The following is a 12,973-nucleotide window of genomic DNA, read 5'->3' on the forward strand; positions in this document are numbered from 1 at the left end:
AATGTACTACGCCTACAAGTACCGTCTCACGCCGTCCGACGCCCACCGTGAGGAGTTGGACCGCCACCGAGACATCTGTAGGCAACTCTACAACCACACGCTCTACCGACTCAACGAGTACCAAGACGAACACGGTGAACTACCGTCCATGACCACACTACGGTCGGAACTACCCGACCTCAAGACGTGGTGGGACGGCCTCTCCGCCGTGTACTCGAAGGTTCTCCAAACCGTCGTGGAACGACTGTTCGACAACCTCAAAGGACTCTCGGCACTCAAGAAGAACGGCTACGGCGTCGGTCAACTCAAGTGGAAGCCGCCACGGGAGTTTCGCAGTTTCACGTACAGCCAGTCTGGCTTCAAGCTCGACAAGAAGGGCGGTCAGACTGTCCTGTCACTCTCGAAACTCGCGGATATACCGATTCGGCTCCACCGCGCCATCCCTGACGACGCCACCGTGAAACAGGTCACGGTCAAGAAGGAACCGACGGGCGAGTGGTTCGCCACCTTCGGCGTCCAAATGGACCGTGAAGTTCCTGAGCCACCTGAGAATCCCGAGAATTGCGTCGGTATCGACCTAGGGATTCTCAAGTACGCTCACGACACCGACGGCACAGCGGTCGGGTCGCTTGACCTCACCGACGAGCGCGAACGCTTGGAACGCGAGCACCGGAAGCTCTCTAGGAAACAATACGGGTCGAACAACTACGAGAAGCAACGGCGTCGAGTCGCGGAGTGTCACGCCGATCTCCGACGGAAGCGCCGCGACTTCCTGCACAAACTCTCGGCGTACTACGCTCGGGAGTACGACCTCGTGGCGGTCGAAGACCTGAACGTGAAGGGGATGATGGAATCGCCGTCGAACAGCCGTACCACCGCATCAGCGGCGTGGCGGACGTTCCTCTCGTTGCTCGAATACAAGTGTGAGCGCGAAGGGACGCACTTCGTGGCGGTCAACCCGAGAGGGACGACCAAGGAGTGCGCGTCATGTGGCGTCTCGACCGAGAAGCCGCTGTGGGTCCGTGAACACTCCTGTCCCGCCTGCGGGTTTGAGGCGGACAGGGACGCGAACGCGGCGTGGAACATCCTTTCTCGCGGCCTCGAAGACGTAGGAGTGGGATACTCCGAATCAACGCCTGTGGAGACTGCGCTCCCTGTGGATACACCTGTGTCTGCAAAGCGCGTCGTGGAAGCAGGAAGCCCTATCTGCTCACGGGCGCGAAGCGCCCGTTCGCATGGTCAGCGGGACCGAAGGTCCCGCGCTACCCTCAAGGAGCGACCGGTGTCAGCCGTGAGCGAGTAGGGTAGGGTAGTTCACTAACACCGCGAGTGGTACCGGCGCAACAATCGGCGGTGGTTCGTTAGGCGAAGCGTCTGGCTCCTATGCGACCGTCCCCGGCGGCTACTCGAACGAAGCGACGGGAGAGAGCAGCGTTGCAGTTGGTCACCAGGCGCAGGCATACCACGACCACACGTTCGTCTGGTCGGACGGCAACGGTGACTCCCTATCGGATCCGTTTTCGTCGGGGGACGGGATGAACGGGTCGGGCGTCACCGGCGCGGAGACGTTCCACGTCAAAGCGACCGGCGGAGTCCGATTCATCACCGGCGGCGGAACGACCTACATTTCGGGCGGCAGCACCGGCTGGTCGACCACGTCGACGCGGTCGGCCAAGACCAACGTGGAACCGGTCGAGCCGTCGGCCGTTCTCGAGGGGGTCGAGTCGATGCCGGTCGCGACCTGGGAGTACACGGGGGACGACGGGGACGGCGCCGGTACGACACACATCGGCCCGATGGCCGAGGACTTCCACGAGGCGTTCGACGTGGGGGACAGCGATCGACACATCAACTCGATCAACGCCGACGGCGTCGCGCTCGCCGCGATCAAGGGCCTCGCGGAGCGCCTCGACGAACGCGAGGAGCGTCTCGACGACCAGCGAGGTCGACTCGACGAGCTCGAAGCCGAGAACGAGGCACTACGGGAGCGCCTGGACGCGCTGGAAGCAAGACGGCTGGCGGCTGACGGGGGTGACGCTGATTCGGGCATCGACGGGGGTGACACTGATTCGGGCATCGATGAAGTCGACGACCCGGGAACCGAGGGAGACGACGGCGCGGCTGCGGGTGTGTCGAAGACGGTCGCGGGTTCCGAATCCGCCGGCGGTGAGGTGCGGTGACGGCTCGTCTCGCCTGTGCTTCCCTGGTCCTCGTCGCGGTGATCGCGCTGGCCGCTCTTGGGACGGGAGCGGTCGCGGCGGAGCCCGACCCGGCCTGCGCTGGATCGGGTGGCGGTGCGATGTTCGTCGCGGACTCCGGGTTCACCGTCGCGTACAACGACACCCAGCCGATGCCGGAGGACGGTCCGTTCCTGGGCCCGGAGACCATCCGATTTCGGAACGTGACCTTCTCGTCGAACGCCTCGACGGTTCTCGGTGTCGAGAACGGAACAGGTCCAACCACGTGCCTGTTCGATATCGACGCGACGAACGGGTCGGTTCTGATCGCCCCGGACGACGAGGCGAACGTGAGCGTCGACGGAACCGTCCCCGCGCTGTCGCTCTCTGCGGTGACGTACGGGAGCGGGAGTGGGGATATCGCGTACGACGCGGCCGCTTCGTGGAACCTGACGCTCCTCGAGACCGGTCTCGAGTCCGGGGCCGACGTCGACGCCGTGGCCGAGAACGGGTCGACGCTCGCCTCCGGAACCGTCACGGAGAACGGGACACTGCCCCTGGCGTTGCCGGGCGGGACGAACACCGTTGATTTGCAGGAGAATTCCGGTGGTGGCGGCGGATTCCTGCCGCCTCCGCCCCCGGACGACGACGGGTCCCCGCCGTTCGACGTCACCGCGTTGACACTCGACCACGGCGACGTCGGCGTCGGTGAGCAGGTTGCCGTGACCATCGAGGTCGAGAACGTCGGCGAGAGCGATGGCACCTTCACCGGGACGCTCACCGCCGACGGCGAACGGGTCGATTCGGGGTCGATCGCCGTCGAGTCGAACGGCGCGGGCACGCTCACCCTCACGACGACGTTCGACGAACCCGGCACCTACGAACTCGCCGTCGACGGCGAGCCGGCCGGATCGGTCACCGTCACGGACGAGTCTGCACTCTCGATACCGGACGCATCGATCGAGCCATCGGACGTCGATCCGGGTGAGACGGTTCGGATCACGGTCACCGTCGCTGCCGGAGAAACGGGTGTCGATCGGACCCTCGTTCTCTCGGTCGACGGGGACGAAGTCGATTCGGCGTCGGTGTCCCTCTCTCCGGACGAGTCGAGGACCGTTACCTTCGAACACCGGTTCGATTCGACGGGCTCGAAGACCGTGTCCGTCGACGGGGTAGACGTCGGTTCGGTGACGGTGGCCCACTCCGACGAGGGAGCCGGCGGTCCGCCGCTCGTGATCGTCGCATCGGTTCTCGGCGTCCTCCTCGCCGTCGGTATCGGTAGTCTCTACTGGTACGATCCCGAGAGATTCGCCGGCGTGTTGAATCGGTGATCCCGTCCGAGTTCGGACCCCCGTCGGAAATCGGAACCGGGACCGACAGCGTTTTTCTGATTCCGGCGTACTTCACTCGCGTGAAGGTACGTGGAACGGTCGTCGGCGAGGTGACGACGCGGACGGTCTCGACGAGTGCGGGCGAACGGGATCTCGCCGAGGTGGCGCTCCGGCTGCGTGAGGAGGGGGTCAGCGATTCCGCGACCGACAGCGGTGTTCTGGATTCGGCAGGCGACTCAGCGACCGACAGCGGGGTGACGAGTTCGACCGATGACTCGGCGACCGACGCTGGCCGGTCCGATTCGGCCGGCGCCACGCCGACCACGGTCACCCTCTGGGGCAAGTGGACCGAGTCGGCCGAGGTGCTCGAACCCGGCATGGAACTCGTCGTGACCGAGGCCGAACGCGACGAATACCGCGGCGAGACGGGGTACGCGACGACGCCGGCGTCCTACGTCGTGGTCGAACCCGCGTACCTCGTCGACGTGACCGACGTCCGCAACTGGGTGGAGTGTCCACGACTGTACTATCTCAACAAGCTCTCCGGCGTCCCACTCAACTACCCCGTCGTGAAGGGGACGCTGGTCCACGAGGTCTTCGGCGACCTCCTCCGCGGCCGGGACCTGGAGGCGTCGATCGAGGAACGTGTCGAAGAGCGAGCCCTGGAACTCGGCCTCCTGGGGGAGTCGGCCGAATCGACGGCCGAGGACGTCCGACAGAACGCGGCCGCGATCGAAGGCTGGCTCGAACAGGGCCGGCTGAGCGAGGACGACGAGTGGCGCTCGGAGCAGCTGCTCATCAGTGAGACCTTCGGTCTGAAGGGGCGGGCCGACGCGATCCGTCGCGGCGCGCCGGTCGAACTCAAGACGGGCAAGAACCTGAAGAAGGAACCGCGGTTCAAGGACAAGGTGCAGGCGGCGCTGTACGCGCTCGTCCTCGAGGAACACGGCGGCTCGATCGACACCGGGACGCTGCTGTACACGAAGAACTCGGCGCTCGATCGGAACGAGGAGACGGGCGATCTGACCCCGGCGAAGGACTTCTCGATGGGCCAGGGATTGCTGGAGTACGTCCTCCGACTGCGTAACGAGATCGCCGCGATGGAGGCCTCGGGCGGCGTTCCGACGGGCAAGGAAGGAAACGCGAAGTGCGAGTACTGCTTCGAACGGGACACCTGCATGGTCGTCTCCGGCCGCCTCGACCAGGAGTCGAAGGCCGGCCAGATCGGGGGTGCGATCCCGGTGGAAGAGCGTGAGCACTTCGATCGCTTCTACCGGGCGATCGAGGAGGAGCGGCGCGAGGTCCACCGCGAGTACGCGAAGCTCTGGGAGCAGAGCGCCGAGGAACGAGCGGACGACGACCGGGCGATCGTCGACCTCGAGTTTATCGAGGCGCGCGAGCTGTCGGGCGGCCGCTGGGAGCTGCGCGCCCGCCGGCGGTCGGCGGCCACCTCGAAGCTGCGGGAGGGCGATCTGGTACTGGCCAGCGACGGCGAACCGGTCGTCGGCGACGCCGAGCTGGCCCGGATCGAACGACTGGACGGCGTGGCGCCGCCCGCGGCGGAGGCAGACGATGGGCCGCTGGACGCGGAGATCGTCCTGACGGCGGACGAGCCCGTCGAGGTCGAGCGCCTCGACGTCTACCCGAGCGAGCTGACGACCGATCGGCTCCTGACGGCGTTGCACGACGCTCTCCTCAAGGGTACGGAGCGGCGAAAAGACGTCCTGTTCGAGCGCGCAGCGCCGGAATTCGACGCGATCGACGAGACGTTCGTCGACAACAACGACGCCCAGGACGTGGCCGTCCGCAAGGCGGTCGGCGCGCGCGATTGCGCGTTGATTCACGGCCCGCCGGGAACCGGCAAGACTTACACCATCGCTCGCGCCATCCGCGCCATGGTCGAGCGCGGCGAGCGCGTGCTGCTGTCGGCCTTCACCAACCGGGCGGTCGACAACGCGCTCGAAGCGGTGCTGGAGACCGGGATCGAGCCCGAGGACGTCGTCCGCGTCGGCACCGAGAGCGGCGTTCGCGAAGACATGGGCCACCTCCGTCTCGAACGGGAGGGCGATCCGGACGCGCGGGTCGCCGAGCTCCAGAGCGCCCGGATCGTGGCCGCGACGACGGCGACCTGCGGCTCCCGGGTCATGAAAGAGGGATCGTTCGACGTCGCGCTGGTCGACGAGGCCGCCCAGCTCACGGAGCCGGGGACGTACGCGGCGATCAACCTGGCCGAACGGTTCGTCCTCGTCGGCGACCACCACCAGCTTCCGCCGGTGGTGCAGGCGGAGAACGAACTCGCCGAGTCGCTGTTCGAGCGCCTCGTCGAGGCTTACCCCGATGCTGGCGTCATGCTCGATCGCCAGTACCGGATGAACCAGCGCATTCAGGCGTTTCCGTCGACCGAGTTCTACGACGGCCGGCTCCGGCCGGCGACGCCCGACGTGGCCGGTCGCACGCTCGACGACCTAGACGACGTCTCTCTGGAATCGCTCCCGTCCGAACTCGCGGACCAGGTCACGTTCGTCGACGTCCCCGGCGACGACGAGCGCTACACAGACGCCGTGGAGGCGTCGAGGATCGCCGATCTGATCGATACCTACGCCGATGCGGGACTCGCCCCGTCCGAGATCGGCGTCATCGCCCCGTTCCGCGCGCAGGTCTCCGAGATCGAGCGCCACGTCCCCGACGCCGTCGCCGTCGACACCGTCGATCGCTTCCAGGGGTCGAGTCAGGAGGTGATCGTCGTCTCGTTCGTCGCGAGCGGCGAGCTCGACGGCCCGATCTTCGAAGACTACCGGCGGATCAACGTCGCGCTCACCCGTCCGAAGCGGGCACTCGTACTGGTGGGCGATGCGGAGGCCCTCGGGACGGATCCGGTCTACGCGCGTATGCTTTCCTGGGCGCGTCGGTGACGTGGCCGCCGGTGAGCACGCACGCAGGTGTTGGTGAGCACGCACGCAGGTGTCTGTCCGCACACGCGTCCGCGCCGATGAGCAGACGGCCACTCCGTCGACGCGGCCGGTCTGCTACGGCGGTGAATCCCTCACTCGATCACGTATTCGTCGAGTTCCGTCTCTCCCCAGGATCCGGTCCAGACGAGACGGAGCGTACGCAGGTCGGCAGGTGGCGTATCGCCGACGTCGTCTTCGCTCTCGGTCATCGAACTGACGAGTACCGTCCCGTTCTGAAGCGGTCGTCCTTCGACAGCAATGGCGATGACGTCGACGCCGGTCTCGGTGTCCGTGCCGTTGATCGTCCGCCCCTCGAGATCAGTATCGCTGCGATAGGGCTGTCGTGCCTCGACGTCGGCGTCCGCGACGAAGCCGACGGTGAGCGTACTGCCGTTCCTGACCGTTCCCCAGTCTTCGAGCGAGGTGTTACCAGAGAGTCCGCGAATGCCGGAGGCGTCGAGTGTGAGTCGGTCGCCCGGAATCGAGTCGCCGCCAGCGTGTTCGAGCGTCACTTCCAGATCCGCTCCCTGCCCGTTCTGGGTCCACTCGAAATCGGCATCCGGCTCCGGATCTTCGGCGATCGCACCGACGAGCACGCCGACGGCGACCGCCAGCACGACGGTGACGAGCAGCGCGACGGCGAACCCGAGCGCGGGCGAGATGGCTCTATCGGAGCGACGGCCGCCTGGAACTCCGCGATGTCCGGTCGGTATCATCCTGTGGGGGTCTGGTTTTCGCGTTCGTCGCCGACCGACTCCGAATCGCACGTATTCGCCGTGACGTGCGCAGGTCGAGGTCGCGCGCCCATCGGGGCTCGATCTCACTGTCGTCGGCTCTCTGCCCTCGACGACGGGGTCGCAGTGTGGACGCTGTGGTTCGGCTGTTCCTTCGGAGACCGGTCTCAAGTACGTTCGTTCCGTATCGAACGCTGAGTCGGCACTCGATTTCGTTGGTCTGTCACCCACGTCGGCATCCGCACGGGTCGGTCACGCGTCGTCCAACGCCTCCCACAGGGGATAGAGGCCGTCTTCGATGGGCTCCTCGTACGTGTCGCCGTCGAGCGTGACGCTCCCGGTCCGTTCGCCCGTCGTGACGCGTCCGATGTCGGCCGCGTCGATTCCCGTCTCCGCGAGCGAGGCCACGACCTCGTCGACGGCGTCTCCCGGGACGGTGGCCACCAGCGCACCGGAGCCGAAGATGCGCAGTGGATCGACGCCGGCCGCCGCACAGAGGCGTCCTGTCTCCGGTCGGATGGGAATCGACTCACGCTCGATCGAGAGTTCGACGTCGGAGGCGGCGGCCAGCTCGACGAGACCGGCGAGGACGCCACCCTCGGTCGGATCGTGCATGGCCGTCGCCCGCTCGCGCAGGACGCGTGCGGCCGGGAGAACCGAAATCTCCGAGAAGAACGTATTCGCCGTATCGATCGTCTCCGCCGAGACGTCGAGCGACTCGCCGAAGTCGGCTGCCAGGATCGCCGTTCCCTCGAGACCGGCGGGTCCAGCGAGGACGACCCGGTCGCCCGGACGGGCGCCACCGGTCGGGACGAACGGATCGGCGAAGCCCAGGGCCGTGAGTGAGAGGATGGGACGGGTGAGCGCGTCGACGTACTCGGAGTGGCCGCCGACGATCGCGGCACCGATGTCGGCGGCGGCCGCGTCGAGGTCGGCGGTGATCACGTCCAGCGTGTCGGGAGCGTCACTCGGAAGCAAGCACACGACCGTGAGCCACGCCGGCTCCGCTCCGGACGCGGCGACGTCGTTACAGGCGACGGCGACGCCGAGCCGACCGATCTCGCTCGCTGCCAGCGAGATCGGATCGGAACTCACGACGAGCGTCCCCGCGGGAACGTCGATCGCCGCGGCGTCTTCGCCGAGACCTGGCCCCTGCCTGACGCGGTCGTCCGGCGCGCCGGTCCGCTCGAAGACGTGCCTCGTTAGATCGTCCGACCCTACCTTCCCGGGCATGGACGTGAATGAACGGACTCGCGGTTTGTAGCTGTCGCTCGCGGCGAGTCGTCGAACGGCGAACGGTCGGTGGATCCGGTGCAGGACGACTGCTGGTCGGTGGATTCTGGTCGGAGCGGTTGCTGGTCGATCGATCCGATTCAGGGTGACTGTCGGTCGGCGACGGCGTCACGAAACGCGTCCGGTACGGGCGTCGGTTCGGCCGTTTCCTCGTCGACGATGACCTGCGTGACCGACCCCTTCGCCAGAAGTCGGTCGTCGTCCTCGCGCCTGACCCGGTACTCGTAGGTCACGCTCGTCTCGCCGATGCGGGCGACGCGGACCTCGTTGACCAGGACGTCCTCGTACCGAGCGGATTCGTGGTACTCCATCTCCGTCGCGACCATTCGCGTACTCCAGTCGGTCCCTCGGACGTACTCGGCGTCGAAACCGAGTTCTCGCCGGTAGGCGGACACGGCCTCGTCCTGGTACGTGACGTACTCGCCGTAGTAGACGATCGCCTGTCGATCGGTCTCTGCCATGCGGACGCGATTGGTCCAGACCCGTCGAAACGCGTCGTCGCTCCCGTCGTAGGCTCCACCATCCGTCGTCGCGGCGGGTGGATCTTCGTCACTATCGCTCATACGACCCCTGCGGTGACCGCGCGCAAAGAACTGTTGACAGCGGCAACGAGACGTTGACAGCGGCAGCGAGAACGGGCTCTGGTTCGGAGCGAGGTCTCCGTTCAGTCGTCCGTGGCGACGCCGGTCGGGGTCGCGGCGTCGATCTCCGAGAGGACGCGATCGTGGAACGACTGGAGGGCGGCGCTCTCGTCTTCGGCGAGGACGACGTCGCTGGCCGAGAGCGTCGCGAGGCCGAACGCTCGCGGCGTCGGCGAGTCGAACAGGGACCGTGTGACGGTCAGTTCGCCCGCGTCGATGGCGTCGACGATGGATTCGATCTCGTCGACCGCGAGTTTGTCTTCCAGTATCTCGCGGTACGTTTCTTCGACGACGGCGAAGTCTTCGAGGCCCTCCGCGAAGCCGAGCAGCATCTCGCTCGAGACCTGCTGTTCGCTGGCGGACTTCTCGTAGCCCTTGTAGCGTTTGAGGATCATCAGCGAGCGTGTGGCGTTGATCCGGAAGTACCGCTGTAGGAGGTCCGTCCCGGAGAGCGCATCTCGCAGGTCGCTGCGGACGCTCTCGGGGTCGAGGTCGGCGAGGATACCGGGGACGTCGACCTTGCGATTCAGCGGCATGGAGAGGACGAAACCGTTGTCCGCGACGGCGACGCGAACGTTCGCGGTGGCCTCCTGGGCGCAGTGATACGCGAGCAATCGCGAGAGGCCGTCGTTGACCCGTCGACCGTAATTCGAGTGGACGTAGTAGTGGCGCTCGTACTCGTCGCGATTTCGTTCGATCTCGATCGCGAGTCGGTCGTCGGTCGACACGCTCTCCGTCCCCCCGTACCGACACTGCTGGTCGAACAGGCGCGCGAGCGCCCGGACGCTGTCGTCGTCCAGCGGAACGTCTCGGAGCCAGGCCCGGACACGGGCCGAACCGCCAGCCTCGTAGTGCGATAGCAACTCGCGCTGGAAGTCGAGGATCTCGCGACCGAGGTCCGTCGAGAGCGGTAGCCGCTCGGAGTACCAGGAGGGGACGGTTGGTCTGGCGCGAGTGTGGTCTACGTACACCTTCGACCCACGTCGGTAGCGGTACTCGAAGTGGTTGCCGCCGAGGACGAAGACGTCGCCCTTCTCCAGTGTGTCGAGATAGTCCTCGTCGAGCTGGCCGACCCACTCGTCGCTCGCGCGGGTGTAGACGCTACAGGTGAACGAGTCGGGAATGGTCCCGATGTTCGTCATGTAGATGACGCGGGCGAGTCGGCCCCGTTTGCCGATCAGCGTCTCGCCGACCGGGTACTCCGCGTAGTGGTGCTCGCCGTCGGGCGGGTCGTTCTCGTCGCGCCAGATTTTCGCGTAGACGTTGCGATCCTCGAGGCCGGCGTAGTCGGCGGTGAGGTACCGGATCAGGCGTTCGTAGCGCTCGTCGTCGTAGTTTCGGAACGGATAGGCCCGGCGGAGGATGGCTTTCACCTCGCGTTCCGGACGGATCTCCGCGATGCCCATCCCGTAGACGTGCTGGGCGGCCACGTCGTGGGCGTTCTCGGGGATCGACACCGAGTCGACGAACCCCTCCTCGGCCTTCGTAAGCATGACCGCGCACTCGACGAGTTCGTCGCGATCGAGCGCGATCACGCGCCCGGTGACGGTCTGGCCCACACGGTGTCCCGCGCGGCCGACGCGCTGGAGGAGTGCGGCGACGCTCTTCGGGGAGCCGACCTGGACGACCAGGTCGACGTGGGGCATGTCGATGCCGAGCTCGAGCGACGTCGATGAGGTGACGACGTCCAGCTCGCCCGACTTGAGTTTCGCTTCGACGCTCTGCCGAACGTCCTTCGAGAGGCTGCCGTGGTGACAGGCGGAGTTCGCCTCGTCGTATCCGCTCGCGGCGTCAGCTGTCGCTCTCTCGTTCGTTTCGTCGTTCGTCCCGTCGCCCGTTTCGTCGTTCGTCCCGTCGTCGGAGCGGCCATCACCTCCTGGACCGGGATAGCGCTCACGCAGCTCGTGGAGCACTCGTTCGGCGCCCGACCGGGTGTTCGTGAAGACCAGCGTGTTCGTGTGGTCCCGGATCAGGTCGTGGAGTCGCCGATAGAAGCGGTCCTGGACGATATCTCGTGGCGTGTTGATGAGGTCGTCCGTCGGACACTCCAGTTCGAGGTCGAAATCGCGGGCGAACCTGGCGTCGACGATCTCGCACTCACGGGGCTCGCCGGGCAGCGAATCGTCGGCCGCGTCGGCGGGTACCTCGCGACCGACGAGGAACTCGGCGACGTCGTCGAGCGGGTCGATCGTCGCCGAACAGCCGATACGCGTGATATCGCCCTCGGCCATCGCTTCGAGTCGTTCCAGACTCACGGAGAGGTGCGTGCCGCGTTTGCCCTCGGCGAGCGAGTGGATCTCGTCGACGACGACGTACTCGACGGTCCGGAGCTTCTCGCGAAACTTCGGCGAGTTGAGCAAGATCGCGAGCGTCTCGGGCGTCGTGTTCAAGATGTGCGGCGTCTCGTCCAACATCTTCTGGCGCTCGGACGAGGGCGTGTCGCCGTGGCGGATCGCGTGGCGGATCTCGCCGACGTCGTCGCCCCGTTCCTCGATGATCGATTCGATACCGGAGAGCGGCCGGGTGAGGTTGCGGTGGATGTCGTTGGCGAGCGACTTCAACGGGGAGACGTACAGGCAGTAGACCGAATTGTCCAGCCCGTCGGCCCGCTCGCGATCGCGGCGAAAGAGTTCGTCGATGATCGCGCTGAACGAACTCAACGTCTTTCCGCTGCCCGTCGGCGCACAGACGAGCGTGTTCGTCCCGTCGTGGATCTTCGGGATGGCCTCGCGCTGGGGCGGCGTGAAGAAGCCGCCGTTCTCGGGGACGTACTCGCCGAACTCGCGGATCCACCACTCCTGGACGGCGGGTTCGAACAGGTCCAGGACGTCGCGATCGGCGATGTCCGCGTCGGTGTCGACCGGCAACCGCCCGTCGAGGTCGACCGACTCGGAGGGTTCCATCGAGGTACCCTGGGACGCGAGCGCCAAAGAGGGTTGGGTCGGCGGAGTGAAAGTGAACCTGTGTAGGCTCCATATACCGGCGCCCCGCGGACGCGATTGATTCGGTGCCCGCGGACGACCGAGCAGACGTAGACGTACCGGCGGATCACGCACCTTCCCATTTTTAGATACATTGACTATCAATCGAAATTATTGTATTATACTCGCACAATGGGGAGATAGAACCTATAAATATAGGCGATATCGGTCTCCGGCGAAGTTTATAAAAAATAATAACTGGAGACAAATATTTATCGCCCCTACCAACCCACGTTCGACCGGGATACAATGGCAGACCCCGACTTTCCATCAGAACTGGGAAACATTCCGTACAGCAAGATACTCGGCGCACCGTTGAACGCGGCCGTGGAGGCCAACGCGGAGGCTTCGGAGACGGCGGCGCAGTTCATTCAGGACGTCGGATTCACAGAGACGGATAGCTTCGGCACGTTCGACGCCCAGCGCGAACCGGTCTACGTCACGTTCCACTACAAGAAGGACGCCACGAACACGGACGGGGAGGTCGAGACCCAGGAGTTCGAGATGAAGATTCCGCTCCTGCTGTTGCTCCACGTGCCCTACTTCGAAGTGAGCAACGTGACCGTCGACTTCAACGTCTCGCTCAACTCGACGCACATGCGGCAGGTCGAAGAGGAGGGCGGCGGTGGTGGCAGCGTCGGCGGCCTGGTCGGCGGTATCATCGGTTTCAACGTCGGTGCCAGCTACCAGAAAACCGACAAGCGCCAGCAGAAGATCGAACGCAGTTACGACCAGTCCGTCCACATCGAGGCCGGGTCGATCGAATCTCCGGAAGGTGTCACGCGGCTGCTCGACGTCCTCGAACAGACGATCACGGAACAGTCCGAAGACGACGTCGAGACTCCCTCATAATGCAACCGGGATG

General features: G+C 65.7%; 9 protein-coding genes. 5 read left to right on the forward strand and 4 right to left on the reverse strand.

Annotated elements, in window-relative coordinates; translation table 11 throughout:
• The first annotated feature begins 1 nt into the window (after window position 1).
• The 4 genes from NO366_RS11640 to NO366_RS11655 all read left to right on the forward strand — a co-directional run bounded on the left by NO366_RS11640 (window position 2) and on the right by NO366_RS11655 (window position 6,420).
• Window positions 2-1,303, forward strand: a complete 1,302-nt coding sequence (locus NO366_RS11640) for an RNA-guided endonuclease InsQ/TnpB family protein (RefSeq protein ID WP_256530958.1) — start codon at window positions 2-4, stop codon at window positions 1,301-1,303.
• Window positions 1,304-1,535: 232 nt separating this feature from the next.
• Entirely contained in the window at window positions 1,536-2,180 is a 645-nt protein-coding gene (locus NO366_RS11645) for a tail fiber domain-containing protein (protein WP_256530959.1), read from the forward strand.
• Window positions 2,177-3,508, forward strand: coding sequence for a CARDB domain-containing protein (locus NO366_RS11650; RefSeq protein ID WP_256530960.1), 1,332 nt, complete (start codon window positions 2,177-2,179; stop codon window positions 3,506-3,508). The genes NO366_RS11645 and NO366_RS11650 overlap by 4 nt, the downstream gene beginning before the upstream one ends.
• Before the next feature lie 80 nt (window positions 3,509-3,588).
• Window positions 3,589-6,420: an AAA domain-containing protein gene (locus NO366_RS11655; RefSeq protein WP_256530961.1), complete on the forward strand. Its 2,832-nt coding sequence runs from the start codon at window positions 3,589-3,591 to the stop codon at window positions 6,418-6,420.
• Between the two features lie 131 nt (window positions 6,421-6,551).
• Here the strand turns inward: NO366_RS11655 and NO366_RS11660 are convergent, their stop codons facing one another.
• The 4 genes from NO366_RS11660 to NO366_RS11675 form a co-directional block, all read right to left on the reverse strand.
• On the reverse strand, window positions 6,552-7,175 hold the full coding sequence (locus NO366_RS11660) for a type IV pilin domain-containing protein (RefSeq protein ID WP_256530962.1): 624 nt from the start codon (window positions 7,173-7,175) through the stop codon (window positions 6,552-6,554).
• A gap of 270 nt (window positions 7,176-7,445) precedes the next feature.
• Window positions 7,446-8,426: an AIR synthase family protein gene (locus NO366_RS11665; RefSeq protein WP_256530963.1), complete on the reverse strand. Its 981-nt coding sequence runs from the start codon at window positions 8,424-8,426 to the stop codon at window positions 7,446-7,448.
• A 140-nt stretch (window positions 8,427-8,566) separates the two neighbouring features.
• Complete coding sequence (locus tag NO366_RS11670; protein WP_256530964.1) at window positions 8,567-9,049, reverse strand: acyl-CoA thioesterase; 483 nt, start codon at window positions 9,047-9,049, stop codon at window positions 8,567-8,569.
• Between the two features lie 101 nt (window positions 9,050-9,150).
• Complete coding sequence (locus tag NO366_RS11675; protein WP_256530965.1) at window positions 9,151-12,030, reverse strand: DEAD/DEAH box helicase; 2,880 nt, start codon at window positions 12,028-12,030, stop codon at window positions 9,151-9,153.
• A 327-nt stretch (window positions 12,031-12,357) separates the two neighbouring features.
• Between NO366_RS11675 and NO366_RS11680 the strand changes: the two genes are divergently transcribed.
• Complete coding sequence (locus tag NO366_RS11680) at window positions 12,358-12,960, forward strand: DUF2589 domain-containing protein (RefSeq protein ID WP_256530966.1); 603 nt, start codon at window positions 12,358-12,360, stop codon at window positions 12,958-12,960.
• The last annotated feature ends 13 nt before the right edge of the window (window positions 12,961-12,973 follow it).

This window comes from Halovivax cerinus, from assembly GCF_024498195.1.
In the GTDB taxonomy this organism is placed as follows: domain Archaea; phylum Halobacteriota; class Halobacteria; order Halobacteriales; family Natrialbaceae; genus Halovivax; species Halovivax cerinus.